The organism is Ruegeria sp. HKCCA0235A, assembly GCF_013033235.1.
GTDB lineage: Bacteria > Pseudomonadota > Alphaproteobacteria > Rhodobacterales > Rhodobacteraceae > Ruegeria.
Map to the genome: position 1 here is coordinate 1 of NZ_WQDQ01000017.1, position 24991 is coordinate 24991.

Consider the following 24991-nt stretch of genomic DNA (forward strand, 5'->3'; position numbering starts at 1 on the left):
GGTCGTTCATGTAACCGCTCCGTTTTTGGAGCCGTGAATCACGCAGCGCCGCGAAAATCAATGCATCCTGACCCTAGATCAAAAGTATGGCATTGGTCGGTAAATGCAGCATTGGTCATTTCGGTCTCCGAGCAGCCTTTCTCCGAACACGTTATCAGTGGCTGATATCAGCAGCATTAAAGTGATTTTGCGTTTAACCCGCAGATGATCTGAACACTTAACGATGGATCGCTTCAACTAAAATCGCTTCGGCAATATCCTCCCATCGTTTCGACTCTATAAAAACATCCAATAGTAGGGATAGCGGACCAAGACCTTGTCGCAGAACCTCTAACTGCGAAGTTCAAGTTACTGTAGCTTCTAAGGTCTTGGCCAAGATGGGCCGAGGATTTCAACGAAAAGATATCAACGCATGACTGGCTTGGTAGCTTGTACCAATTACTTCAGATAGGTGTTGAACCAATCAATTGTGCGGTCCCAGGCTAGGTTTGCCATTTCCTCATCATAGCGTGGCGTACTGTCGTTATGAAAACCGTGGTTGGCGTTTTCGTATATATATGCCTCGTATACTTTGTCGTTGGCCTGCAGAGCAGCCTCAAAATCCGGCCAGCCTTCGTTGATGCGCTCATCAAGCTCTCCCATTTGTATCAGTAGCGGCGCCTGAATTTTGGCAACATCCTCAGCTGCTGGCTGGCGACCATAGAACGGCACGCCTGCGGCCAGTTCTGGGTAGGCCACGGCAATTGCACTAACTACACCGCCGCCATAGCAGAAACCCACTGCGCCGACCTTTCCGGTGCTGTCATCTCGGTTCAACAGGTATTCAAACCCATTGAAGAAATCGTTCATCAACTCGACACGGTCCACTGTCTTTTGCAACTCGCGCCCATCGGCGTCGTTGCCCGGGTAGCCGCCAACCGATGTCAGACCGTCGGGGGCCAACGCCATAAATCCGGCTTTTGCCAACCTGCGCGCCACATCCTCGATGTAAGGATTCAAACCGCGGTTTTCGTGGATCACCAGCACCCCGGGCATGGGCTCTTCAACGCCAGCAGGTCGGACAAGGTATCCGCGAACATCACCGGTTCCATTCGGTGAAGCATAGGTGATGTAGTCCGCGTGGATATCGGGATCGTTGAACGACACTTGCTGAGCCATCGCGTAGTTCGGGCTGAGCATGTTCAGCAGCGCGACCGCTGTCACGCCGCCGACCGCGAACTTGCCTGCGCGGTCCAGGAATTGGCGCTTGGTGATCTTGCCGTGCGCGTAGAAGTCATACAGGTCCAGAAGTTCCTGGTCGAAGTCTTTTGCCGTCATGCGAGTCATTGTGGATCTCCTGATGAGTTTGGCAGTCTGAAGGGTGGGTAGTATCCGATCTGAAGGTCTTGATTTGATTGAGCGTCTGGCTGGGCTTCCTAAGATAACGCCGGTGACCGTTCCTTGTTCGCGTACCGTTCGCGCAGCGCGTTCTTTTGAACTTTTCCCATAGTGTTTCGCGGCAACTCCTGGACGAGTTCGTAGCGGCGAGGATGTTTGAATCGCGACAGCTTGTTTCTGATGATCGACTCGATCTGTTCCACCTGAAGCTGTGATCCGGGCTCAGCAACCAGAGTGGCTATGATCGCTTCGCCGAAGTCTCTATCGGGGATTCCGAAAACGGCTGATTCCAAAACGCCATCGATGTCGTTCAGGACGTCTTCAATTTCCTTGGGGTAGACATTGTACCCGCCGGTGATGATCAGATCCTTCGACCGACCCACAATCGACAGGTAGCCATCTTCGCTGTACCGGCCCAGATCTCCGGTGATGAAAAACTCATTCTCTCGAAGCTCCTCGGCGGTTTTTTCGGGCATCTGCCAATATCCTTTAAAAACATTGGGTCCGCGCACTTCGATCATTCCCACCTCGCCCTGGGGCAATGGTTCTCCGGTTTCGGGGTTAGTCACAATCACCTCGGTGCCGGGCAGAGCCATTCCAACGGTTCCCGCGCGGCGTTCGCCATCATAGGGGTTCGAGGTGTTCATGTTCGTTTCGGTCATGCCATAGCGCTCGAGGATGCGGTGGCCTGTGCGCACTTCAAACGCCTGATGGGTTTCTGCCAGCAATGGGGCTGAACCGGAAATGAACAGGCGCATGCCCCGAGTGATCTGTTTGGTGAAACCGTCAACTTCCAGCAATCTGGTGTAGAAAGTTGGGACACCCATTAAAAGGGTCGACTTGGGCATTTCCTCCACGATCGCGCTTACGTCGAACTTTTCCATCAGCCGAACTTTGGCACCGGCGATCAGCGACGTATTCATCGCTACGAAAAGTCCGTGCGTGTGAAAGATCGGCAGCGCGTGAATCAAGCGGTCGTCGCTTGTGATGCCCCACAAATCCACGAGAGTTTGGGCATTAGACAAAAGGTTCTGATGGCTCAGCATTGCGCCCTTAGAACGACCAGTGGTTCCCGACGTGTAAAGCAGGGCTGCAAGGTCGTCCGGGGCGCGATCCACGGTTTCAAACTCGTGGGGTTGTGCGTCAGCCTCGCGGCTCAGACTCGAAGTGTCGCCGCCGAGGGTCAGCAGCTTTGCGCCAAAGCGGGTCGCCAGTTTTCCGATCTCAGTTTCGTTGGTGCTGTCGCTGACGATCATGGCAGGTTGGGCATCGGCGATGAAATAGTCCAACTCTGCCAACGTGTAGGCGGTATTAAGCGGCAGGTAGACTGCGCCCGCCTGAATCGCAGCAGCGTATAGCGCCAGTGTATCAGCTAGCTTTCGGGCCTGCACAACGATGCGGTCTCCTGGGGAAACTCCGCTGGTCCGCAAAACATGCGCGATCTGTGCGGCGCGTTTCAGAAACGCGTCATATGACACTACCTGTCCGTCATCGAGTTGCAGGAACGGAGCATTGTTTCCCGCGTGGTGGGAAAACAAGCTGTCGTAGAGAGTGTTGGTCACGCTGTATTTTCCTCTGGTCTGGCCGCAAGTTCTGCGGTTGAAGCCGCGCGCACGGAACGCGAGGCTTCGATTGTGGCATGTGCCGCAAATTCTTCGTGGTGGCGCTCTGTCTTTTTCAAATCGTAGAGGTAGTTGACCATTGCGCCGCCAGATTGGGATCGTCCGTTCTGCGACAGGTCGGCCTCGGCATGCAGCTCGTGAAGCTCGGCGCCATTGCCCAAGTGAAAGCGGGCCACGGGATCCAGCGGCATCCCATCTTCGCGCTTGGCGAATAACAGGTATCGGGCGGCCATCGCCCGCACGTCCTGCGCAGAGGCTGTTCCCGCAAGTACGGCTTTGGCGGCATGGCCATGCTCGGGGTGCCCTGTTTCGCCAGCCACCCACCGGTTCATACCCGGTATTGGGGACAAGGTCACAAATGTATCGAGGCCCGGAAGCTCTCGCGAGAGTTCCGTCACAACCTGTTTGATCAACAGGTTTCCAAAGCTGATGCCCGTTAGACCCTTCTGGCAGTTTGAAATGGAGTAGAACGCTGCGACTTTTGCCTGTTCGGGTTCGATCGGTTCTCGGACTTGGGACAAAAGCACATCAATCGCGTTCGGAATTTCAGCCGTCAAAGCAACTTCGACAAAAATCAGCGGCTCATCCGGCATTGAGGGATGAAAAAACGCAAAACAGCGACGGTCGGGCGGGTAAAGCCTGCGCCGCAAATCGTCTAGATCGTTAATCTGATGGACCGCCTCATACGCCACGATCTTGTCCAGAACGCGGGCTGGTGTATCCCAACTGATTTGTTTGAGGACAAGAAAACCCCGGTTGAACCAGCTTCGCAGCAAATGCACGAAATCTATGTCTGTGCGCCTGAGTTCGGGGTTGGATTTGAGAAAACGCAACAGGTTAACGCGCATTGCCACAAGCTCTTGCGTCGCGCCGGAGGGTTGATTCAGCCGGCGCAGCAATTCTTGCCGTTTGGGTTCGGCCGCCTCGCTAAGCTTTTTATACAGAACTACACTTCTATACTCGGCATAATGACGCGCCGTCTCAGACAGTAGATCCGCGTCTAACTCAAGCTGGTCATTCAAATAGGCGAAGAAGTCCAGTTTTTCCGGGTCGTCCAAGGTCTGGTATCGATCCAGTATCGTTGATGCGAGCGCGAAACCTGATACTTCACCTTCCGCAGACAAGAGTGCTTCACATAGCTCAGATATGGATCGCTTGTCATCTTTGCCCCGCTTTTTGCCGGGGCGTTCGAACAACTGATCAAGCAGATCGCCCAGAAACCAGTTCCGCTGCATTTCAGGGCTCCATCTGGCTGCTGAGGTATTCGCCCGTCCGACGATAGTGATCGATCAGGTGCCGGGTTGCGCTGTCTGCGTCGTGAATTAATGCGGCGTCCAGGATCTGCTGATGCTCAGCGGCTATATCCCGCTTTTTGTAGCTTGAACCTCCGGCCGCCAAATAACGGTAGCGAATGTTAAGATCGTAAAGTTGCGAACAATACCGCAACAGTAAAGGAAGCCTCGCATTGTCCAACAAGGCCATATGAAATGCCTTGTGTGCGTCTTCAAAGTCGTGTGCCCCTTTTTGGCCCGCCTTTTTCATATGGTGGTGACGCAAAACGAGCCTATCCTCCCAAGCTGAGTCTGCATTGGTGATGGAAGCGCGCAACGCGGTTTCTTCAAGATTGCATCGCAACAGAAGGATTTCCTCGAAGTTGCACTTGCTCACCGGTGCCGCCCTGAAGCCGCGCTGGTCAATTCGTTCCACCAGCATGTCCGATGTCAAAAGGCTTAGTGCCTCGCGAACCGGGCTTGCGCCAGTGTCCAGCAGCCCGCGGAGCTGCTCGATCTTGAGTTTTTGACCGGGCGGCAGCTCGCCAGTCAGGATCATTTCGCGGAGCCTTCGATACGCACCATGAGTGGCGGAAGTCTCTTTGCCCTCGGTATCAAGCATGGCGTCCATATCTGACGGTTCCTCTTTCGCGGCAAAATCTCTGGAGTGCTTTTAGCTAAGTGCACTCATTCCAGTTGACAGACCAACTGAAAGGTTCAGCGAGCCTTCGTTTATCATCCATCTGCGCAGAACAAAGCTGCGTGCCCCACTTTTGTGCATGGGATCCTCCTCGGCCAGTTTTCGGGCGACTTCAAGACTGTCGGCGCGGTAGATGATCAGACCCATACCTTGCATATGCTCTCCTGTTTCATCCGACATTGGTCCAGCAAAAGCGAGCTTCCCCGAACGTTCAAGTTGCGCCTGATATGCCAAGTGATCTGGAAGCGAAGCCTTTACATCTTCCGGTGCCTTGGCCGGCGTGCTGTGTGCAACGTAAAGCTCCAAAGCAAGAGCGCCACGGCTTTTTGCTTCTGATTTATAGTCTGACCAAGCAACCATCGGCGCTCTCCAAAATATCGATATTATTTGACATATTGCAAAATAGTCGGCAAAAATCAAGCGAACTGACATGGATGGTGAAAATGAAATACCTGGTGGGAGAGACTTCGGAAGGCACAGCGGTTTTTGCTGTAAACGGAGAAAACGCAGTGAATCTAACGGCTTTGGACCCTGCCGTTGGTCCCGATCTGATGGGGGTGATCTGCACGCCTGGACTGGTCGATTCGCTTTCTGAAAAAATCGTCGCTTCAGAAAGCGTGCCTGTCTCCTCTGTCACGCCAGCGCTGCCCGTAGCATCTCCCGGCACGATCATTTGCATGGGATTGAATTATACGGACCATATCAAAGAGGGGGGATACGACATCCCAAAGTATCCTGCTCTGTTCATGCGCGGGAAAAACTCGATCATGGCCGCCGGTCAGCCGATGGTGCGCCCGTCCTGCTCGGAACAACTGGATTACGAGGCAGAGCTGATGCTGATCGTCGGAAAGGGCGGTCGCCATATTTCGGAAAAGAACGCATTGGATCATGTGTTCGGCTACACCGTGTTCAACGACGGGTCTGTAAGAAACTACCAGCGCAAGACGCACCAGTGGACGCCGGGAAAGAACTTTGATGACACCGGTGCGATCGGGCCGTTTACCGTGACACCAGACGAGCTGCCTGAAGGGGCATCCGGCCTTAAAATCGAAAGCCGTGTGGGCGACGAAATCCTTCAAAGCTCGAACACTGCCAACATGATCTGGGGCGTTCGTCAAGTCATTGCGACGATTTCCGAGTACACCACATTGGAGCCCGGCGATCTTATTGCGCTGGGTACACCGCCGGGTGTTGGGCACGCCAAGAAGCCAAACCCTAGATGGTTGAAGCCGGGCGAAATCGTCGAAATCGAGATTGAGGGCATCGGCGTCTGCGCCAGCCCGATTGTCGACGAAAAAGACGCAAAATCGAAGGTGGCCGCAGCATGAGCGCGCCAACCGGGGCAGAGCTGGAGGCACTTCGCGCCAAGGCGCAGCAAGATCATCGTGATCTGCGTGAGCGCATTCCGCGTTTGTCGGACGATGCAATTGCCTTGATCCTGCGCGAGTCGAGGTCCCACTATGCGTGGACCGACCAGCCAGTTTCTGACGATCTGCTTGAAGAGATTTATGACATCACGATTAACGGCGCGACCAGCATGAACACGCTGCCCGCCCGCTTCGTTTTCGTGAAAAGTGCCGAAGGAAAGGAGCGGCTTGCCAAGTCGTTAAAGCCAAAGAACGTGCCAAAAATGATGGATGCGCCGGTCACGGCGATCATTGCCTATGACACGGACTTCTGGAAGGAATTGCCTTTTCTTTTCCCGCACGAAGATCGTCGGCCCCTGTTCGTGGACAACCCCGAATACGTGGCCGACACTGCGTTTCGTAATGGGACTCTGCAGGGTGCCTACTTCATGATCGCAGCGCGGGCCGTCGGGTTGGACGTTGGTGCCATGTCGGGCTTTTCAAACAAGATCGTCGACGAGGAATTCTTTGCGGGCACCACGCTCAGGTCGAACTTTCTTTGCAATCTGGGCTACGCGGATGAAACAGGTTTGTTTCACAAACTTCCGCGATTTCAGTTTGAAAAGGTTTGTTCTTATGCATGAGGAGGCGCTGCCGTGGGTATGAAAGTGAAACCCGTCGTGACTTACCGCACGACAGCTCGGTGCCCGACACACGCGCGCACTGAGCTACCAATACGCGATCTGGATGTGGTTATCGACGAACCTGTCGAGCGGGGCGGGACAAATCTTGGTCCGTCTCCGACTGAAACCGCGATGGCAGCGCTGATCGCCTGTACCAACGTCATCGGGCACAAAAATGCGCACGGTTTGGGAATTGATCTTGGCAAAGTGACAATCGACGCGAAATGCAGGTTGGACTGGCGCGGTGTCCTGATGGAGGAGGAGATTGAAGTTCCGTTTCCGGAAATTGAACTCACCGTGAATTGTGAAACCCCCGCCAGTCAGGAGGAGCTGACACGCGTGGGCGAGGAGACAGCCAAATATTGCGCCATCGCAAAACTGTTTGAAGCGGCAGGCACCGACCTGACCGTCAACTGGGTCAAAGCAAACAAATAAAAAAGACCCGACTTTCTGGGAGGAGAGAAATGAAAAACTGGACCAAACGTAGTCTAATGGGCGCCGCTTTAGCTAGCGTTATGGCGCTGCCCGTTGTCGCAGAAGAAACCATTTCCGCGATCGTGATTGATGGTTACCCGGACCGGGCATTGTGGGTGAAGGAATTCACAAACTTCTTTATTCCCGAAGTGGACAAGCGGTTGGCCGAGTCCGGCAACTACAAGATGAACTGGCAAGAAAACTATGGCGGTTCGATCGTAAAGCCCAAGGGCGTTCTGGAAGGCGTACAGCTGGGTTTGGGGGATATTGGCATCGTCACAACCATCTTCCATTCATCCAAGTTGCCTAGTCAGGGGATCTCCGGCTCGACACCATTCGTCGCGTCGGATGCCCGTGCAGTGGCCAAGGCGGTTGACGAGATCGCGCGAGAATACCCGGCTATGCAGAATGAGTTTGCTGCGCAAAATCAGGTTTATCTGGCGACGGGCGTTGTGCTCGACACGTATCAGATGTTCTGCTCAGAGCCGGTCGAGAAAGTTGCAGATCTTGAAGGACGCAAGATCGCGGGTGCCGGCCTGAACTTGCGCTACCTCGAGGGTATCAAGGACGCGGCGGGCGTACGCGGAGGCCTCACTGATTTCTACAACATGGTTCAAACCGGCCTTGTCGATTGCGTGATGATTTGGCCGGAAGCTTCCAAGACGTTCAAGATCGTAGAAGTGGCCCCTTACATGTTGAAGGCAGACCTTGGCGCGGTGAATACAAAAACGGTCACAGTCAACGCCGATTACTGGGCAAATCTGCCTGACGAGGTCAAAGACGTACTCCAGGCCGTGGCTATCGACTACCGTGACCACGTAGCAGGTATTGCAATGGATCGAGCCGCTGCGTCACGAGATGCATTTGTAGAAGCTGGCGGATCGATCATTGAAATCTCGGACGAAGACCGCGCTGCGTGGGCAAATGCGATGCCCAATGTTGCGCAGGAATGGGCTGCAACGCTGAATGAGAACGGCGAGCAGGGCACAGATATGCTGGCCGCTTATCTCGGCAAGCTTCAGGATGCCGGTTTCACTGGTGTGCGGGACTGGACGGCCGAATAATCGTTCAGCGACCCGAGAAAGGGGCCAGACATGCTGAAGACCGCAGTTGCCGTCCTGTCGCGGGTCGCCAATTCGCTTGCAATAACCGCCAACGCCTTGGGCACGCTCGTCGTCCTAGCGTTGGTGGTCATTCTGAATGTCGACGTCGTTGCGCGCGGGCTGTTTTCGGCTCCGCTTCGAGGCACTTACGAAATGGTGCAGTTCTCGGTCGTGATGATTGTTTTTCTGCAATTGCCCGACGTGGTCAGGGTGGACCGGCTGACACGTTCGGACGGGTTCCTGAACCTGATACACCACCGCCGCCCCGGCCTGACGGCCAACCTCAGACGCATTATAAACGCCGTCTCGGCGATCTTCATGGCCTTGATCGCTTATGTGACCTTCCCTGAATTTCTTCATATGTGGGAGACGCAGGACTATTTCGGAGTTCCGGGTCTTTTCACACTGCCATGGTGGCCGGTTAAACTGGTCATCGCGTGCGGTACTGCGCTTGCCTGCGTGATTTTCCTGCTCAAGGTCGTCACGGCGCAGGACCGCCCGCAACTTATTCGCACACCTGAACATGACGAGGACGCAGAATGACGCCGATTGAGATTGGCCTGATCTCGGTCGTAGCCATCGTCTTTCTGATTTACGCAGGCGTCTACATTCCGATTGCTTTGGGCGTGGTCTCTTTCGTGTCGATCTGGCTGATGCGGGACAACTTCACGCTTGCGCTCAACCTGCTGAAGGTTGCGGTCGGCGACAGCGCGATGGAATACAGTTTCGCGACAATCCCGCTGTTTACCTTTATGGGCCTCATCGTTTCAAAAGCGGGACTAGGCAGGGACATTTACGAGGTCATGACCATGCGATTTCGCAAGGTCAAAGGCGGTATCGGAATGGCGACCGTCGGAGCAAATGCCGTGTTTGCGGCCGTTACCGGGTCGTCCATTGCGTCCGCATCAGTGTTCACCAAGGTCTCGGTCCCGCAGATGATGGCACAGGCATATAATCCACGTTTTGCGGTTGGGGTTGTGGCCGGGTCGTCGGTTTTGGGGATGATTATTCCACCCTCGGCGATGCTGATCATCTATTCCTTTGTCGCCGAACAGTCCGTAGGGGACATGTTTCTGGCGGGAGTAATACCCGGTATCATGCTGGCAATAGCTTATGTGGGCGCGATCTGGGTCATGGGGCGTTTCACACCTGCATTTGTGGGCGGCCGGGTCGTCGAAGACACCGAATGGATGTCCGGGCGCGAGATCGCATCCAAGACCCTGCCCACATTGTTCATTATCACGGTAGTGCTCGGTGGCATTTACACAGGATGGCTAACCGCTGTCGAGGCGGGTGCAGCTGGGGCACTGGTTGCGCTCGTGATCGCAGTCGTACGCAAGTCCATGACACCAAGAGCGTTCTGGGACGCGTTGCTGGAAACCGGTCACATTACAGCGGCGATCTTGTTCCTGATTACGGCGGCTTCGATCTATAGTCGCATGCTGGGGCTGGCCGGGCTGCCCAATCAGTTGCAGGATTTGCTCGCGGGAAATTCCGCGTCCTTTTGGTCGATCATGCTGCTCTACGTTCTCTTGATGCTTTTTCTGGGAACTTTGCTCGATACGGCGTCCATCATTCTGATCGTCGTCCCGCTGTTCCTGCCCATGGCCGAAGCCTTGGACATGTCGTTGATCTGGTTTGGCATTATCACTGTGGTCGGCGCCGAAATTGGGCTTTTGACCCCGCCTTTGGGGATATCTTGCTTCGTCATCAAATCGACGATCAACGATGACCGAATATCGCTCAAGGATGTGTTTATGGGCGCACTTCCCTTTGCGTTCGTGATGCTGATCGTTCTGTTTATTCTGATCGAGTTCCCGATCCTCAGCCTTGCCCTGATTTAAGGAGGCGCAGATGCGCTCTGTTACCAAAGACAATATCACCGACGTGTTCATGGGATACCTGTCCAAAGACACCGATCCGCGGATGAGAGAAATCATAGGGTCTCTGGTCAAACACCTCCATGACTTCGCGCGGGAAACCAACTTGACACATGACGAATGGCGCGCCGGGATTGCGTTTCTGGAGGGATGCGCTGCCGTGGAATCAGAGGACAGGCATGAGTTCGTGCTCGCCTCGGATGTGCTGGGCCTGTCGTCATTGGTGGACATGTTGCATTCAAGTTCTGATGCAACAAGTTCGTCCGTACTTGGCCCTTTCCATGTCTCTGGCGCGCCGCCTCTGCCATTCGGCGGGGATATGAAGCGCCACTACGGTGGACCTGTGCTGCTTGCTGAAGGTGTGATCCGGGACACCGATGGTAATCCGATTTCCGGTGCAGAACTGGATATCTGGCAAACCGCGCCGAATGGAATGTATGCAAGCCAGGACGAAGAACAGGACACCTATTCATTCCACGCTCTGATGACGGTTGGGGAGGATGGAAAATATGCGTTCACCACGGTCAAACCGGTGGAATACACGGTTCCGTCGGATGGACCCGTCGGAGACATCCTACGGGCGTGTGGGCGCCATCCTTGGCGGCCTTCGCACCTACACTACATCGTCAAGGCTCCTGGCTACCGTTCTTTGGTGACCGAGATTTTCCCCGACGACGATCCTTATTTAGATCAGGACACGGTGTTTGGAGTTCGGGACGATCTGGTGATGACCTATGTCGAACGGCCGGCTTCAGAATTTCCGGACGGCATGGAACTTTCTGGTACGATCACCGAACCATTCTTGCACGTGAAATTCGACGTGACGCTTGCCAGATTCTGAATAATATCGAGGAGGCATGTGGTGCTGAAACAAATCTGCATTTTGAGTGCCGCGCTGTTTTGCAGCAGTGCCATCGCAGAAGAGCGCCCGATATTTGACGCGCATATTCATTACAGCCACGACGCCGTCAAACTGGTGCCACCAGAACAGGTGGCTAATATCCTTCGGGATGCGGGCGTGCGTAAAGCCCTGGTTTCCAGCTCGGATGACAATGGCACTCAGCTTTTGTTAGCCGCGGCACCGGACATCGTCGTTCCAGCACTGCGCCCGTACCGTCGTCGCGGTGAAATCAACACATGGATGCACGATGAAACTGTAATTGACTATTTGGAAGAAAACCTGGCCAAGAACGACTACGAAGCCATCGGCGAGTTTCACGCTTACGGCGACGACATCAAAACGCCGGTCATCCAGCGCATGATTGCACTGGCGAAAGAGCGGAACCTCATTCTACACCACCACGGCGACCGAGAGGCAGTGGACCTGATCTTCGAAACCTGGCCTGAAGCTCGGGTATTGTGGGCGCACTCTGGCTTTGATGATCCAGCGAGCGTTGTTGACGCGCTGGACACGTATCCCAGGCTTTGGGCCGACCTGGCGTTTCGTTCAGACATGGTCTCACAAGGCAGTATCGACCCGAATTGGAAGGCTGCGTTCGAAGCCCATCCCGATCGGTTCATGGTCGGTACGGATACATTTGCGCCGGAACGCTGGTACTATGTCGGCCCCCACGCAGATTTTTCGCGTGAATGGCTGGATTTGCTGCCGGACCAGATTGCGGACAACATCGCCTTTGCCAACGCAGAACGTTTGCTGACATCAAAATGATCCGTTGCGCCGTCTGTTTTATGATTTGGTCCAGCACGGCTTTTGCTTGTGATGTAATTGGGCAACGTATGATTTCGGAAGTTCAAAACGCACCCGAGGTTTATCTTTCCGTCGATGAAATTCCGTTGGCTCAACCGTTTTCCGTACTGGTTTCTATTTGTAGTGAAACTGCCGTGGGCCACATGCGTGTGGATGCAATCATGCCCGCTCATCGACACGGTATGAACTATACCCCCAAAGTTAGCGCATTGGGCGGCGGAGCGTTCCGTGTTGATGATATGCTGTTTCACATGCCGGGTTTGTGGGAGCTGCAGGTTGGTGTCGACATCAATGGCCAATCAATTTTCTATACGTCAGAAATTACGCTGAAATGAAGCTGTGGTTTACAGCTGCGCTAATAGCCCTGACAGGTGCAGTGCGTGCAGAGGTCTTGTTGTCTGCAGACGAAATTGAACAAGCGCTTTCCTTTGGGCCTTGGCCACCATCCTTCCATTCGGACCCAAGCAATAGAGTTTCGAACAATGCCAGAGCGATCGCGCTTGGAGAGGCCTTATTCAACGATCCGGTGTTGTCCGTCGACGGTGCATTTTCTTGCGCAAGTTGTCATGATCCGGAACAGGCATTTACAACTCCAGAGGCGCGGACGCTCGGCCGTGTATTGTTAGATCGAAACACTCCATCACTGCGGAACCTGGCCGGACTCCGCTGGTATGGGTGGGGTGGCAAAAGCGATAACCTTTGGGCGGCCAGTTTGCATCCAATCATCGAAGCTGAAGAGATGGCGCATACCAACGCAAGCCTAAAGACAGCCATCTCGGAGAGTGCCTACACTGATGACTTTGAAGCAATTTTTGGTGTCATCCAAGATCAAGGCCCAGAGCTTGTTCTGGTGAATACTGCGAAAGCTCTTTCGGCTTACTTGGAGACTTTGGTGACCGACCGGACGCAGTTTGACGATTTTCGCGATGCCTTAGAGCGTCGAGATTTTCCAGCGGCTGCCTACTACCCCGAGGCAGCGCAGCGAGGTCTTCAGCTGTTTTTAGGGCGCGGGAATTGCGTGTTTTGCCACAACGGCCCGAGGTTTTCCAACAATGAGTTTCATGACGCCGGCGTTCCGTATTTTCTGAGCGAAACCGAAGTCGACGAAGGGCGGTTCGGAGGACTGAACTTTTTGCTGTCAAGCCCTTACACACTGGGCGGAAACTGGAACGACGATTCGGAAAAGCAAGGTGCTTGGGTGGTGCGAAAAGTACGCAGGAGCCATTCTGACTTTGGAACCTTTCGGACGCCCAGTCTGCGGGGTGTGGCTGATACTGCCCCTTACATGCATGACGGTAGTTTGATCGACTTGGATGCTGTGATAAGACACTACAGCGAATTAGATAAGGAAAGGCTTCACGCCGATGGTGAGTCGATACTTTCCGAACTGAATTTGACGGAACGGGAGATCGCGGATCTTGTGGCGTTTTTGGAGTCTCTGTCCAGCGTCACGCAGCCTTGAGATGCTCCAACGCAGCCTGCGTGCCGCCTGCGTTATGAGGCACGCCGCTCTTGTCGAGCCCCATTTCTACGCCTGAGAGCGTGGCCATCAACATAAGGTCGTTGAAATCGCCCAAGTGACCTATGCGGAAAACCTTGTCGGCCACTTTGGACAGGCCGTTTCCAAGTGAAATGTCGTAGTGCTTCAGCGCAGTCGCACGGAAGGCGTCGGCGGAATGCCCTTCCGGCACTTTGACAGCGGTCAGGACTCCCGATTCCTGACCTTGGCGAGCACACAGAACCTCGAGACCCCATGCCTGCACGGCAGCCCGTGTCGCGGTTCCGTGGCGCGAATGCCGAGCAAATACGTTGTCCAGCCCTTCTTCATGCAGCATGTCGATGGCCTCAATTAATCCGTAAAGAAGATTGGTTCCGGGGGTGTAAGGGAAAAACCCTTTCTGGTTTGGCCCGACCATATCCTGCCAATCCCAATAGCTGCGTGGTGTTGTCACGGTTTTTGAATTCTCCAACGCACGATCACTTACAGCATTGAAGCTCAAACCGGGTGGTAGCATCAGTCCCTTTTGCGAACCTGAGACGCAAACATCTACGCCCCAGTCATCAAACCTGAAATCGATCGATGCAAGGCCGGAGATTGAGTCGACCATTAGAAGTGCAGGGTGTTTCGCTGCGTCCATAGCCCTGCGCACGTCCTCGATAGGCGAGACAGACCCTGTAGAAGTTTCATTGTGGACGACGCATACCGCCTTGATCTCGTGCTGACTGTCTGCGCGCAAGCGGTCTTCGATCTGATTGGGGTCCGCACCGCCACGCCAGTCCCCTTCAATCAACTCTGGTAGCAACCCAATTTTTCCAGCCAAGTTACTCCACATGAATGCGAAATGTCCTGTTTCGTACATAAGAACTTTTCCGCCTGACGACACTGTGTTCACAAGCGCAGCTTCCCACGCGCCTGTACCGGATGAAGGATAGATAAAGACGTTTTGTTCTGTCTTGAAAATCGTTTTCATCCCAGCGAGAGCCTTGTGGCCTATTTCTGCAAAATCTTGCCCCCGGTGGTCGATGGTCTGCATGCTTATGGCCTTCAGGATGCGTTCCGGCACAGCACTTGGCCCTGGGATTTGCAAAAAATGTCTGCCCGCCTGGCGCATCTGAACTGATCCTTCCGTTGGTGTCATGAAAGTGGCGTGATTACCTATTGGAAAAATTTAATTATGAATTCATTATTCAGTCAACGGAGAAGTGAAGCCTCTAGTTGGCTAGCTGGGAAGGGAGGGCGACTCGATGCTTGAACATGAAACGTTGCACCGCCGACTGCTGTCTGATGTACAGGGTGAGGTGATGGCTGATGCGGCATCGCGTGCACGGTATTCGACCGACGCTTCGATCTATCAGATGGTACCGAAGGCCGTGGTGGTTCCCCGATCCACAGAAGATATACAGGCTGTGATGACTGTTGCGCGCGACGAAGGAAGCTCCGTTCTTCCGCGCGGCGGCGGTACATCGCAATGTGGGCAAACGGTCAATCAAAGCGTTGTTCTGGACAACACCAGGCACTTTAATCGCATTCTGGACGTGGACGTTGAGAACTGCATCGCCCGCGTTCAACCGGGTGTCGTTCTGGATCAACTGAATCAAGCATTGAAGCCGCATGGTCTGTGGTTTCCTGTTGATCCTTCAACCGCGTCTCGATGCACTTTGGGAGGGATGGCGGCCAACAATTCGTCGGGTGGAAAGTCTCTGCGCTACGGGATCATGCGCGACAACGTCCGAGCAATAAGTGCAATCCTCAGTAACGGCATGGAAGCACGGTTCAGCGCCGATACGGCGGCATCTGGCGAGTATGCGGATCTTGTTGAAGACATGCGTGCTCTGGGGCGTCGCGAGGCTTCGGAAATTGATGCCCGGTTTCCCAAAGTTCAGCGCCGTGTAGGCGGATACAACATCGACGCGCTCGTAGGTAACGATGTCAACATGTCCCATTTGCTGGTGGGATCAGAAGGCACGCTGGCCTATTTCACGGAATTGGAGCTGAAACTGGCGCAATTGCCGGGCGAAAAAGTTACCGGCGTATGTCATTTCCCGACATTCCGTGCGGCAATGGAGGCTACGCAGCACCTCGTAACGCTCAGACCGCAGGCGGTAGAGTTGATCGACGACACCATGATCGAATTGGGGCGTGAAATCCCGCTGTTCGGCAGTACGATTGAGGCGTTTGTAGAAGGCAGCCCTGAAGCGTTGTTGTTAGTGGAATTTGCTGAGGGTAGCGCTGACGCCAATGCTGCAAAGCTGGTCGAGCTATCGCAACTGATGGGAGATCTCGGGTTTGATTTCAGCGGGACTGAAAACCGTTGGGGCGGGATTGTATCAGTTACTGATACCAAACTGCAAAACTCGATCGCCGAATACCGAAAATCCGGGTTGAACGTTATGATGTCGATGAAGGAGGCCGGCAAGCCGATCTCTTTTGTGGAAGATTGCGCCGTCCCGTTGCCTGATCTCGCCGATTATACCGCTGGCCTGACGGAAATTTTTACCCGGCACGGCACAAAAGGGACATGGTACGCGCATGCCTCAGTCGGCTGTCTCCATGTTCGTCCTGTCCTGAACATGCGGCAGGATAAGGACGTCCGGACAATGAGGGCGATTGCCGAAGAGACCTTTGATCTAGTCAAGAGATACAAAGGGTCTCATTCAGGCGAACACGGTGATGGGATCGTGCGATCAGAGTTTCATAAAAAGATGTTCGGCCCGCGTATCGTTTCTGCGTTTGAACAGGTTAAGGCCCGGTTTGACCCCTACGGGCTAATGAACCCCGGCAAGATCGTACATGCGCCGGCCATGGATGATCGCCGCCTATTCCGCTACAGCCCGGACTACTCAGTTCAGCAATTCGAAACGGCGCTGGACTGGTCTGCTTGGCCGGGTGCCGGAGGAGGATTTCAGGGCGCCGTCGAGATGTGCAATAACAACGGGGCATGTCGCAAGCTCAAGGGCGGGGTTATGTGTCCCTCCTTCCGTGCGACCCGAAACGAACGTGATGCCACACGTGGGCGGGCAAACACGTTGCGTTTTGCGATTAGCGGACAGTTGCCGGGCGGTTTAACTTCGGACGCAATGCAGGACACGATGGAATACTGCGTGTCTTGCAAGGCTTGTGCGCGTGAATGCCCGACTGGCGTCGATATGGCCCGCATGAAGATCGAAGTGCTTTCAGCGAAGCGCAAAAAAGACGGGCTGACATTGGCAGATAAATTAATAGCTTATCTGCCCAGATATGCACCTAAAGCAGCTAAAGTTGCGTGGCTTTTGAATGCCCGGAATAAAATTGGCCCTTTGCGCAAACTACTGGAAAAACCGGCTGGAATTTCGGCGCGACGTGACCTGCCGGTGTGGTCCTCTGACCCGTTCCGGGATGTCGAGGCCCAAGACACAGATCCGCAGGTGCTTCTATTTGCCGATGTGTTCAACCGATATTTCGAGCCAGACAATCTGCGCGCCGCTGTCCGGGTTCTGCGTGCGCTAGGGCTTCGGGTTGCCATAGCAAGAGATGACCAAACAGGAAGGCCGCTGGATTGCGGGCGTACTCTGTTGGCTGTGGGTTGCTTGGAAGAAGCGCGTCACGAGGCACAGCGCGTGATTGACGCGACGCGAGAAGCGGTTGCACAGGGCATACCGGTAGTCGGTCTCGAACCTTCTTCTATCCTCACTTTCCGGGACGAATATTTGGCTCTTTGTCCGGGGCAGGATGCGGAGTTGCTGTCCAATGCCACTCATACCTTTGAGGAATTTCTGGCCAAACAGCCGGAACTGCCTCTCAAAGCGATAGATCGCCCCATCTATGTGCATGGTCATTGCCACCAGAAAGCACACGATGCCGTCACACCGATGGTTAACTTACTTAAGCGTATTCCCGCATCACAGGTTCATATGCTTGAAAGCAGTTGCTGTGGTATGGCAGGGGCATTTGGATACGCGCCCGGCACTATTGATGTCTCGATCAAGATGGCGGAACTCGACCTGTTTCCAGCTTTGGAGGCGGCGCCTGCGGATGCAATTGTTGTGGCCGATGGAACATCATGCCGCCACCAAATCGCCGAAGGTACGCAGCGCCAAGCAATGCACGTCGCGCGCCTGCTGGATATGGTCCTTGAATATTAGGATGTGGATATGAACCTGACGGATAGCATTAATCGCCCGACCCTTCATGAAGAGTTGGTCGAACGCTTGCGCAATCTTGTCGTCGAAGACGTTTTGAAACCGGGTGAGAAAGTGCCCGAGAAACAGCTTTGCGACTCATTGGGTGTTTCCCGGACACCATTGCGAGAGGCCCTAAAGGTTCTTGCATCCGAAGGCTTTGTGGTGCTTCAAGCCAACCGGGGTGCCCGTGTCGCGAGTGTTACGAGGGAAGAATTGGAAAACACGTTTCCAGTACTCGCAGCGCTTGAGCAACTGGCGGGGGAACTAGCGTGTCAGCAAATGGACGTTGCGGAAATTCAACGGATTGAATGTAGCCACGAGGATATGCTGAGCGCGTACGAGGCGCGTGATCGGCAGGCGTACTTTAAAGCCAATCAAGACATCCATCAGGCACTTATAAAGGGCGCGCGAAACGACATACTGGAAAACCACCACAAGCTTCTGGCCGCGCGGGTCCGCCGTGCACGTTTTTTGGCCAACTTGTCGGACGAGCGTTGGGCACAGGCAATTGACGAACATGAAACCATGATGGAGTTGCTCAAGGCCCGAGATGCAGATGGGCTTGGTAAGGCAATGAAACTTCACATGATGAACAAACTTTCGGCGCTTGTAAAAGCGCTGAAGCCAGAAGTGACGCCTCGCTAAACCCTGGTCAAAAGTGCATACCGGCTTCCCAAAGATATGCCGCTAGTCAGTGTTAACATCAGGAAACGGGGGAGTCAGTCCACAGTCCAGGGCGAGATTGTTGAGGTCTCGGCAAAGAGCGGGGTTGAGGCTTACACCGTCTTTGCGACGGGCCTCAGCTGCAGCCGTTTTTCCGTCTCCGGGCAGGCGTACCGGGTCATGACCGGGCAGGGGGGCGGATGCGCGCATTTCAGAGAAGACGCGGGCTGCATTCGAAGCAAAGTCTTTTTCCATTCCAAAGGCCGCCGGATCAAGCGCCATTACGAATTGCCCTGTGTTTGTGGGTGAGGTTGTGTCTGATGTGAAGTTGACTACGTCAGAGCCGAAGGCAGCGCCGTTCAAGACTCCGGCCATCAACCCTATGGCCACGGAAAGGCCGAAACCCTTCGGACCTCCGATCGGCAAAAGAAACCCTTCTGATTTGCGGGCAGGGTCCGTTAACGGATTGCCATCACGCCCAACCATCCAACCTTCGGGCATAGGTTCGCCTTGCTGCAACAGGGTCTTGATCTTACCCATCGCAGCAACTGTCGTCGCCATATCAAACACAAACGGGTCGGGGCCATCGACGGGGGCGGAAAAAGCAATGGGATTGGTACCAAGAAGCAAGTCGCTACCGCCATAGGGCGGGACGTGGTTCGCGCTGCCCACTGCCGCGGCCATACCAAGCAGCCCTGCCTCGGCTTGTGGACGTACATAAAGTGCCAGTGGTCCAGCATGATTGCCGCGCCGAACACCAACCCATCCGATGCCGGCCTCTTTTGCCTTTTCAATTGCAAGATCCCGAGCCGCCGACATAGCCAGATGGCCGAGGCCGTCATCTCCGTCGATCAAAGCGGTTGCAGCGGTCTCATGTACTACTGTGACTTTGGGCGTAGGATTGGAGCCACCTCCCGCCAGCCGGGCTAGGTACTGTCGAAGGCGAAAAACACCGTGCGTGCCATAGCCATAAATGTCGGCCTCAACCATCGTCGAGGCCACCTTGTCCGCATCTGATTTTGGCACACCTCGAGTTTCGAGTGCGGCCGCCACAAATTCACGCAGGGTGTGGCAGTCAATTTTCAAAGGCTCAGAAGTCATCTCTTCCCACCTGTTCCTTGTGCCAGAACACCAATTTACGCTGTGTCCAAACCACCGACGCAAATACGACCAGACCGACAAGGCTGAGATACAGGATTAACGAGAAGACGCGCGGCGTGTTGAGCTGCGAGGCGGCAACCCGAATAAGTTCGCCAAATCCCTTGCCACCGCCTAGGAATTCTCCTGTGATCGCACCGGCCATAACGCCGACTGCTCCGATCTTGAGGCCGGTAAAAATCTGCGGCAGGCCAGTCGGCAGTTTCATCTTGAACAATGTCTGCATCCGACTTGCGCCCATCGTCTTGAAAAGCATACGCGCGTTTTCATCGGCGGCGTGAAGCCCAGCCGCAGTACCGACCACGATTGGAAATGTCGCGATAAAGGCAGCAAGTGCCACCTTTGATTCAATACCAAAGCCCAACCACGCTACAAAGAGTGGGGCAAATGCCACTTTTGGCATGGTATCTATCGCCACCAGGTAAGGCATCACTGCCTTTTCACCAAATGCCGTTTCCCCCACCAATACGCCCAGCGAAAATCCGATCGCGATTGCCAGTGCAAAACCATAGATAACTTCTTTGATTGTGATCCACAGCGCCCCAAGCATGTAGCCGCCAGTCAATAGATTTTGTCCCACGAAGATCATATCTTTCAGGGTTTCCAACGGTGTAGGCAGAATGATTGGGGAAACCAGCTTAAGGCTCGTAACAATTTGCCAAGTGCCGACGAAAACCACGAAGACAAAGGTCATCGCCAGCCAGCGTGGGACCGAGTCGATAAAGTGAACTTTTTGTTCCCATACAGTGTCTTCTGCGATGTCGGCGTCTTTTAGGGCAGGTGAGTAGTTATGAACGTCGCTCACATTTCTTCTCCCTTATCCAGGAGGCCGCGAATGTAGTCTACAATAGCGCCAAACTTGGGTGTGGTCATCATATCCAACGTGCGTGGTCGTGGCAGATCGACCTTCACAATTTCGGCAATCCTGCCCGGGCGTGGTTTCAACACGACGATTTCGTCGGACAAAATAACGGCTTCCTGAATAGAGTGCGTAACAAGAAAAGCAGTCGCATCCTGTTCATTGCAAATCCGCTGCAGTTCCATATTCATCATGTCGCGTGACAGCTCGTCCAGCGCGCTGAATGGTTCGTCTAACAAAAGTACAGCTGGTTCTGTGATCAGCATACGGCAGATTGAGGCGCGCTGAGCCATGCCGCCCGACAATTCGTTCGGGTATACGTCTTCGAAACCCTTCAAGCCCACGATGTCCAATAGTTCGTGAGCCTTGCCCATTGCTTGCTTGGCGGCTGCCTTTCCGTCGCGGATCTCGATTGGCAACACGATGTTTTCCACCGCTGTTTTCCAGGGAAATAGTGTCGCCTGTTGAAACATCATACCAATATCTCGACGGGGACCGGTGACTGGCAGGCCCTGTAGGATCACACGCCCTTTGGTGGGAGGGATCAGACCCGCCATGATCTTGAGCAGAGTGGATTTCCCGCACCCGCTGGACCCAATTACAGAAGTGAAGCTTCCTTTCCGTAACGTCAGATTAATGTCCTCAAGCGCAACAACAAGGTTGCGTGCATAGGTCTTGCTTAAATGGGTCAATTCGTAGACCGGCGTGCCCAAGGGCGCGCCGGAAAACTCTTTTGCGGCTGCAGCGTTCATTTGCTGGCGGCCTCGTTGCCGATGGCGGCAAATTCATTGGTCCAGGCAGCGCTCAAGTCATCAAGCGGTCCCGGAATTTCGCCACCTGCAACAAGTGCGTCTTGCCATTCCTGCCAAACTTCGGCGGGGTACCATCCCAAACCGTTGCTTGGATCCGCTGCTATGGTTTTCGAACGTACGGCATCGAACAGCGCTGACTGGAACTCCTTGTCCTCGCCTTCCTGCGGATTGCCGTCCGCCAGGTGCTTCAACACAGCTTCGCGGTTGGCATCATCCAGCGCAAAGGCATGACCACGAGCGAAAGCGCGGCTCCAGGCCTCGACCAGTTCGCGGTCGTTGGCGATTGTGTCGGCCATTGTGGCGATGCCGTTACCGAAGAAACGCCCGAATTCTGCAGGCGTAATGTCACGCACTGCCATTCCGCGTTGGTTCAGAATTGCCGTGTCAGCGGTGGACGCGGAATACGCGTCGATTTCGCCATTCAGAAAAGCCGCGGTCGCAGGGCCACCGTCGCCGACAGTCAGGAAGGTATAATCTTCACCTTCTTTCATTCCTGCGCCGGTCATCACATTGCGCGCAAAGCCCACTTCTGCGCCATCAGCTGTACCTGTCCCGATAACTTTGCCCCGCAACTCTTCAACGTTTTGGATGTCAGAGTCTTCGGGCACTGCGATGCCAAAGTTGCTGCGCGCCGCAACATTGTAAATATGCACGGCATCCACATCACGCGAGCGTGCTGCAATCAAGGGGCCGGGTCCTGGGCGACCGAAGTGCGCCTGTCCAGCGGATAATGCCTGAAGCACGGCTCCCGAACCGTTGATCGCCTCGACGGTCACGTCCAAACCTTCGTCCGCGAAGTAACCTTCTCCAATGGCGACAAAAACAGGAAATGAGTTGATCGCCGATGGGCTCGGCTGCACAAAAGTGATCTTACGCAAGTCCTGCGCAAAACCTTTTGTTCCCAATGCTCCCGCTACCGGAACTGCCGAAAGCAAGGACGCTGTGAAAGTCCTTCTGTTCATCATTTTAGTCTTCCTCCCTTGCATGGTTGGCATCCAGCAGCTTCAGAGATGCAGGAGCCACTTACACGGCGCGCACGGTATTCCTGAGCGTGCCGATTTCTGAAATTTCACAAACCACCGTGTCCCCGCCTTTTAGGAACTGAGGTGGGTCCATTGCGTATCCGACGCCAGACGGCGTGCCGGTCGCCAGTACGTCGCCCGGTTCCAGGGTCAGGCCTTCTGATAGGGATGCGATCAGCGTTGGAATGTCGAAAATCATGTCCGACGTAGTGCCGTTTTGGCGCTGTTCTCCGTTGACTGTTATTCCAATGGACAATGAATGCGGATCGCTGACCGCGTCAGCAGTCACTATCCAGGGACCCAATGGGCAAGAACCATCTAAACCTTTGCCTTTGAAATACTGCCCACCATGTCGGCGTTGAATGTCGCGTGCGGTGATGTCATTTAGGATAGTATAGCCGTATACATGGTCGTATGCGTCAGCCTTGGCTATATTTCGCCCCGGTTTCCCAATCACAACTGCCAGTTCAACTTCATAGTCAATGGCTTGTGAGACCGAGGGGAATATCAGAATGTCTGCCTCTGGCGCCACAATCGATGTCGGCGGTTTTGTGAAGAAAACCGGATGCTCTGTTACACCAATTTTTTGGTTTTGTGCACGTTCGCCCTCGGCGATGTGTTCAGCGTAATTGCGCCCCACACAGAAAACGTTCTTACGCGGGGAAGGAATTGGCGCGAGAAACGGCGCGTCATCCGGGACCAATGCGTCCTTTAGATTACCTACTTCGGCCGATAAAACGAGGCTATTCAAAACGCCAAGCGTATCTTCTCCGCCTGCGATCAGCTGCTGCATTGAACCCGCGTCCAGCGCTTTGCCAAGCACTTGCGCTGCGCGCAAAACGTCCAACTTGCTGCCATCGTTTAGTATTGCCACGCAAACGGCGTGGCCTTCTACGGAAACAGTTGCTAACCGCACTCGGCACTCCTCCCTCGTGCTGATGTCAAGCTGTGGTCACGGATACCGTCCAGCGACTCGTTTTTTGCTTTTGTCTTGCCCTTGAGTTTTTTCCGACTTGGCGTTTCAATCAATCAACCAATCACCAAATTGGGTGGAGATATGAACGCACCAACCGAACTCGCGCAAAGTGTACGCGACCTGATTAACAATGCCGGCTACAGGCATAACGACAGGCTCCCACCTGAACGTGAGCTGTGTTCAAAACTCGGGACAACTCGCAATCAGTTGCGAAGAGCGTTGGCAGAGCTTGAGGCCCAGGGGTTGATCTGGCGTCATGTGGGGCGGGGAACATTTGTTGGTTCCAGGCCGGTTCTCAACCTCACCGATGTAACTTATTTGGGCAACCAAATTAAACCTGAGCAGGTTGTATCCGTTAGATTTACGATCGAGCCGCAGCTTAGCCGCCTCGCAGCGCTCCATTCCACACGTTCCGATCGTGAGCAAATGAGGCTTTGCGCGGACAAATGTCGTACCGCAGAGGATTGGCGCACGTACGAAGCTTGGGACAATAATTTGCATTACGCTATAGCTCGCTCCACTCGTAACCAGCTCTTTTTATACTTCTTTGAGACTTTGAATTCAGTTCGAAGATCGATTGTTTGGGGGCAGCCACGCGAAACTTTAAAGCCCACAGAAAACTATTCCAGCTTTAGCGAACATGATGTGATCGTGTCTGCCATAGCAAAGGGCGACTGTGAGCTTGCGGCCAGTGCCATGGTGGATCACCTGAAATCGGTTTATTCGCGGGTGCTGCCTACGAGCATCCAGTCCGACAGCTGAAGTGGCGCTGGCGCCCAACCAATTCGGGAAATGGTCGGGGCAGATTGTGGCCGTTGGTCTTGCAAAACAGCCTGAATTTTGGCGATGACTTGGTAAGCCGCCGCGTCCGTTTGAATGTGGCGTGGCATCGATCGGAAGGTATCTGACCGTTTGGAAATCCGATCTTTGGCAGTTGAACGTTCAGGAGGAAAGCGATGTCCGATCATGTAATTCCCGCGCCGCAGGTGCATGTCATACCCGTAGCGGGCGGCGGCACGTTCCCGGTCCGACGTGTCTACTGCATTGGGCGAAACTACGCGGCGCATGCAATTGAAATGGGCCATGACCCGAACCGGGAACCTCCATTTTTCTTTCAAAAGAACCCGAACAATTTGGACCCTTCAGGGGAATTCCCGTACCCTCCGCACAGTTCCGACGTGCACCACGAAGCAGAAATGCTTGTTGCGCTCAAGTCCGGCGGCACGAATATCTCGGTGGACGATGCATTGGATCATGTCTTTGGGTACGGCCTTTCGCTTGATATGACCCGTCGCGATCTGCAAGGACAGATGAAAAAGATGGGCCGCCCGTGGGAAATTGGGAAAGCGTTTGAGCGCTCGGCGCCATGCGGACCAATTCACAAGGCATCAGAGGTCGGGCATCTCGACAGAGGTCCGATTACTCTGACGGTGAATGGTGAAGTTCGGCAAGAAGGCGACTTGAACCAAATGATTTGGAAAGTCCCCGAGATGATCTCGTACCTGAGCGACTACTTCGAGCTTGCGGCCGGTGACGTTATCCTTTCAGGGACACCTTCTGGTGTTGGTCCCGTCAACCGAGGGGATGTTATGGTCTTGGCCGTCGACAAGCTGGGCAGCCTGAACGTACGCGTGACTTAGAACCTGCTGCGACGACCTTACATTGCGAAAGAAACC

General features: G+C 54.3%; 25 protein-coding genes. 14 read left to right on the top strand and 11 right to left on the bottom strand.

Annotated features, from left to right (window positions below; genetic code table 11):
• Positions 1–438: 438 nt before the first annotated feature.
• The 5 genes from yghX to GOW56_RS20505 form a co-directional block, all read right to left on the bottom strand.
• Entirely contained in the window at positions 439–1326 is an 888-nt protein-coding gene (yghX, locus tag GOW56_RS20485; RefSeq protein WP_171207035.1) for a YghX family hydrolase, read from the bottom strand.
• Between the two features lie 89 nt (positions 1327–1415).
• Complete coding sequence (locus tag GOW56_RS20490) at positions 1416–2939, bottom strand: malonyl-CoA synthase (RefSeq protein ID WP_171207036.1); 1524 nt, start codon at positions 2937–2939, stop codon at positions 1416–1418.
• Positions 2936–4234: a malonyl-CoA decarboxylase domain-containing protein gene (locus GOW56_RS20495; protein WP_171207037.1), complete on the bottom strand. Its 1299-nt coding sequence runs from the start codon at positions 4232–4234 to the stop codon at positions 2936–2938. The genes GOW56_RS20490 and GOW56_RS20495 overlap by 4 nt, the downstream gene beginning before the upstream one ends.
• Position 4235: 1 nt before the next feature.
• A complete protein-coding gene (locus GOW56_RS20500) occupies positions 4236–4901 on the bottom strand; it encodes a GntR family transcriptional regulator (protein WP_171117790.1) in 666 nt (221 codons plus the stop codon).
• Between the two features lie 42 nt (positions 4902–4943).
• Positions 4944–5330: a YciI family protein gene (locus GOW56_RS20505; protein WP_171188371.1), complete on the bottom strand. Its 387-nt coding sequence runs from the start codon at positions 5328–5330 to the stop codon at positions 4944–4946.
• Between the two features lie 83 nt (positions 5331–5413).
• On the opposite strand from GOW56_RS20505, the gene GOW56_RS20510 reads away from it, so the two are divergent.
• From GOW56_RS20510 to GOW56_RS20555, 10 genes are read left to right on the top strand one after another with little or no spacing between them, the layout of a single operon-like run.
• Complete coding sequence (locus GOW56_RS20510) at positions 5414–6298, top strand: fumarylacetoacetate hydrolase family protein (protein WP_171207038.1); 885 nt, start codon at positions 5414–5416, stop codon at positions 6296–6298.
• Positions 6295–6960, top strand: coding sequence for a malonic semialdehyde reductase (locus tag GOW56_RS20515; protein WP_171207039.1), 666 nt, complete (start codon positions 6295–6297; stop codon positions 6958–6960). Before GOW56_RS20510 ends, GOW56_RS20515 begins: the two co-directional genes overlap by 4 nt.
• Before the next feature lie 18 nt (positions 6961–6978).
• Entirely contained in the window at positions 6979–7434 is a 456-nt protein-coding gene (locus GOW56_RS20520) for an OsmC family protein (RefSeq protein WP_171207040.1), read from the top strand.
• Between the two features lie 29 nt (positions 7435–7463).
• Positions 7464–8537, top strand: coding sequence for a C4-dicarboxylate TRAP transporter substrate-binding protein (locus GOW56_RS20525; protein ID WP_171207041.1), 1074 nt, complete (start codon positions 7464–7466; stop codon positions 8535–8537).
• A gap of 30 nt (positions 8538–8567) precedes the next feature.
• Positions 8568–9119: a TRAP transporter small permease subunit gene (locus GOW56_RS20530; RefSeq protein WP_171117803.1), complete on the top strand. Its 552-nt coding sequence runs from the start codon at positions 8568–8570 to the stop codon at positions 9117–9119.
• Positions 9116–10420 carry a TRAP transporter large permease gene (locus GOW56_RS20535; RefSeq protein WP_171117805.1) on the top strand — a complete coding sequence of 435 codons (1305 nt, stop codon included), beginning with the start codon at positions 9116–9118 and terminating at the stop codon, positions 10418–10420. The genes GOW56_RS20530 and GOW56_RS20535 overlap by 4 nt, the downstream gene beginning before the upstream one ends.
• 10 nt (positions 10421–10430) lie before the next feature.
• The gene (locus GOW56_RS20540; protein ID WP_171207042.1) at positions 10431–11297 is read left to right on the top strand and encodes a dioxygenase; all 867 of its coding nucleotides are present in this window, start codon (positions 10431–10433) and stop codon (positions 11295–11297) included.
• A gap of 21 nt (positions 11298–11318) precedes the next feature.
• Positions 11319–12125, top strand: coding sequence for an amidohydrolase family protein (locus GOW56_RS20545; protein WP_171207043.1), 807 nt, complete (start codon positions 11319–11321; stop codon positions 12123–12125).
• On the top strand, positions 12122–12499 hold the full coding sequence (locus tag GOW56_RS20550) for a hypothetical protein (RefSeq protein ID WP_171207044.1): 378 nt from the start codon (positions 12122–12124) through the stop codon (positions 12497–12499). The genes GOW56_RS20545 and GOW56_RS20550 overlap by 4 nt, the downstream gene beginning before the upstream one ends.
• Positions 12496–13626 (top strand): cytochrome-c peroxidase, encoded by a 1131-nt coding sequence (locus GOW56_RS20555; protein WP_171172472.1) that lies wholly within the window; start codon positions 12496–12498, stop codon positions 13624–13626. The genes GOW56_RS20550 and GOW56_RS20555 overlap by 4 nt, the downstream gene beginning before the upstream one ends.
• Here GOW56_RS20555 and GOW56_RS20560 read toward each other — a convergent pair.
• Positions 13613–14776 (bottom strand): alanine--glyoxylate aminotransferase family protein, encoded by a 1164-nt coding sequence (locus GOW56_RS20560; protein ID WP_217358848.1) that lies wholly within the window; start codon positions 14774–14776, stop codon positions 13613–13615. The genes GOW56_RS20555 and GOW56_RS20560 overlap by 14 nt on opposite strands.
• Before the next feature lie 190 nt (positions 14777–14966).
• Between GOW56_RS20560 and GOW56_RS20565 the strand changes: the two genes are divergently transcribed.
• Positions 14967–17786 (top strand): FAD-binding and (Fe-S)-binding domain-containing protein, encoded by a 2820-nt coding sequence (locus GOW56_RS20565; RefSeq protein ID WP_254447273.1) that lies wholly within the window; start codon positions 14967–14969, stop codon positions 17784–17786.
• 9 nt (positions 17787–17795) lie between these two features.
• The gene (locus GOW56_RS20570) at positions 17796–18470 is read left to right on the top strand and encodes a GntR family transcriptional regulator (RefSeq protein ID WP_171117907.1); all 675 of its coding nucleotides are present in this window, start codon (positions 17796–17798) and stop codon (positions 18468–18470) included.
• 42 nt (positions 18471–18512) lie between these two features.
• Here GOW56_RS20570 and GOW56_RS20575 read toward each other — a convergent pair whose 3' ends face one another.
• The 5 genes from GOW56_RS20575 to GOW56_RS20595 form a co-directional block, all read right to left on the bottom strand.
• The gene (locus GOW56_RS20575) at positions 18513–19589 is read right to left on the bottom strand and encodes an Ldh family oxidoreductase (protein ID WP_171207046.1); all 1077 of its coding nucleotides are present in this window, start codon (positions 19587–19589) and stop codon (positions 18513–18515) included.
• Positions 19579–20451, bottom strand: coding sequence for an ABC transporter permease (locus GOW56_RS20580; RefSeq protein WP_371807930.1), 873 nt, complete (start codon positions 20449–20451; stop codon positions 19579–19581). Before GOW56_RS20580 ends, GOW56_RS20575 begins: the two co-directional genes overlap by 11 nt.
• Positions 20448–21257, bottom strand: a complete 810-nt coding sequence (locus GOW56_RS20585) for an ABC transporter ATP-binding protein (RefSeq protein ID WP_171207047.1) — start codon at positions 21255–21257, stop codon at positions 20448–20450. Before GOW56_RS20585 ends, GOW56_RS20580 begins: the two co-directional genes overlap by 4 nt.
• On the bottom strand, positions 21254–22177 hold the full coding sequence (locus tag GOW56_RS20590) for an ABC transporter substrate-binding protein (RefSeq protein WP_371807931.1): 924 nt from the start codon (positions 22175–22177) through the stop codon (positions 21254–21256). Before GOW56_RS20590 ends, GOW56_RS20585 begins: the two co-directional genes overlap by 4 nt.
• 163 nt (positions 22178–22340) lie before the next feature.
• Positions 22341–23132 (bottom strand): fumarylacetoacetate hydrolase family protein, encoded by a 792-nt coding sequence (locus GOW56_RS20595; RefSeq protein ID WP_253282550.1) that lies wholly within the window; start codon positions 23130–23132, stop codon positions 22341–22343.
• Between the two features lie 264 nt (positions 23133–23396).
• Here GOW56_RS20595 and GOW56_RS20600 point away from each other — a divergent pair, with 264 nt between their 5' ends.
• Together GOW56_RS20600 and GOW56_RS20605 are read left to right on the top strand one after the other, a co-directional pair.
• Positions 23397–24077, top strand: a complete 681-nt coding sequence (locus GOW56_RS20600) for a FadR/GntR family transcriptional regulator (protein WP_171117826.1) — start codon at positions 23397–23399, stop codon at positions 24075–24077.
• A gap of 194 nt (positions 24078–24271) precedes the next feature.
• Positions 24272–24955 (top strand): fumarylacetoacetate hydrolase family protein, encoded by a 684-nt coding sequence (locus tag GOW56_RS20605; RefSeq protein WP_171172484.1) that lies wholly within the window; start codon positions 24272–24274, stop codon positions 24953–24955.
• Positions 24956–24991 lie beyond the last annotated feature (36 nt).

What these genes read in the sequence shown, in the direction of transcription:
- yghX (WP_171207035.1), bottom strand. Translation starts at nt 1,326, where the DNA reads ATGACTCGCATGACGGCAAAAGACTTCGACCAGGAACTTCTGGACCTG.
- GOW56_RS20495 (WP_171207037.1), bottom strand. Translation starts at nt 4,234, where the DNA reads ATGCAGCGGAACTGGTTTCTGGGCGATCTGCTTGATCAGTTGTTCGAA.
- GOW56_RS20500 (WP_171117790.1), bottom strand. Translation starts at nt 4,901, where the DNA reads ATGGACGCCATGCTTGATACCGAGGGCAAAGAGACTTCCGCCACTCAT.
- GOW56_RS20505 (WP_171188371.1), bottom strand. Translation starts at nt 5,330, where the DNA reads ATGGTTGCTTGGTCAGACTATAAATCAGAAGCAAAAAGCCGTGGCGCT.
- GOW56_RS20510 (WP_171207038.1), top strand. Translation starts at nt 5,414, where the DNA reads ATGAAATACCTGGTGGGAGAGACTTCGGAAGGCACAGCGGTTTTTGCT.
- GOW56_RS20515 (WP_171207039.1), top strand. Translation starts at nt 6,295, where the DNA reads ATGAGCGCGCCAACCGGGGCAGAGCTGGAGGCACTTCGCGCCAAGGCG.
- GOW56_RS20520 (WP_171207040.1), top strand. Translation starts at nt 6,979, where the DNA reads ATGAAAGTGAAACCCGTCGTGACTTACCGCACGACAGCTCGGTGCCCG.
- GOW56_RS20525 (WP_171207041.1), top strand. Translation starts at nt 7,464, where the DNA reads ATGAAAAACTGGACCAAACGTAGTCTAATGGGCGCCGCTTTAGCTAGC.
- GOW56_RS20530 (WP_171117803.1), top strand. Translation starts at nt 8,568, where the DNA reads ATGCTGAAGACCGCAGTTGCCGTCCTGTCGCGGGTCGCCAATTCGCTT.
- GOW56_RS20535 (WP_171117805.1), top strand. Translation starts at nt 9,116, where the DNA reads ATGACGCCGATTGAGATTGGCCTGATCTCGGTCGTAGCCATCGTCTTT.
- GOW56_RS20540 (WP_171207042.1), top strand. Translation starts at nt 10,431, where the DNA reads ATGCGCTCTGTTACCAAAGACAATATCACCGACGTGTTCATGGGATAC.
- GOW56_RS20550 (WP_171207044.1), top strand. Translation starts at nt 12,122, where the DNA reads ATGATCCGTTGCGCCGTCTGTTTTATGATTTGGTCCAGCACGGCTTTT.
- GOW56_RS20555 (WP_171172472.1), top strand. Translation starts at nt 12,496, where the DNA reads ATGAAGCTGTGGTTTACAGCTGCGCTAATAGCCCTGACAGGTGCAGTG.
- GOW56_RS20560 (WP_217358848.1), bottom strand. Translation starts at nt 14,776, where the DNA reads ATGCGCCAGGCGGGCAGACATTTTTTGCAAATCCCAGGGCCAAGTGCT.
- GOW56_RS20565 (WP_254447273.1), top strand. Translation starts at nt 14,967, where the DNA reads ATGGCTGATGCGGCATCGCGTGCACGGTATTCGACCGACGCTTCGATC.
- GOW56_RS20570 (WP_171117907.1), top strand. Translation starts at nt 17,796, where the DNA reads ATGAACCTGACGGATAGCATTAATCGCCCGACCCTTCATGAAGAGTTG.
- GOW56_RS20575 (WP_171207046.1), bottom strand. Translation starts at nt 19,589, where the DNA reads ATGACTTCTGAGCCTTTGAAAATTGACTGCCACACCCTGCGTGAATTT.
- GOW56_RS20585 (WP_171207047.1), bottom strand. Translation starts at nt 21,257, where the DNA reads ATGAACGCTGCAGCCGCAAAAGAGTTTTCCGGCGCGCCCTTGGGCACG.
- GOW56_RS20595 (WP_253282550.1), bottom strand. Translation starts at nt 23,132, where the DNA reads ATGCAGCAGCTGATCGCAGGCGGAGAAGATACGCTTGGCGTTTTGAAT.
- GOW56_RS20600 (WP_171117826.1), top strand. Translation starts at nt 23,397, where the DNA reads ATGAACGCACCAACCGAACTCGCGCAAAGTGTACGCGACCTGATTAAC.
- GOW56_RS20605 (WP_171172484.1), top strand. Translation starts at nt 24,272, where the DNA reads ATGTCCGATCATGTAATTCCCGCGCCGCAGGTGCATGTCATACCCGTA.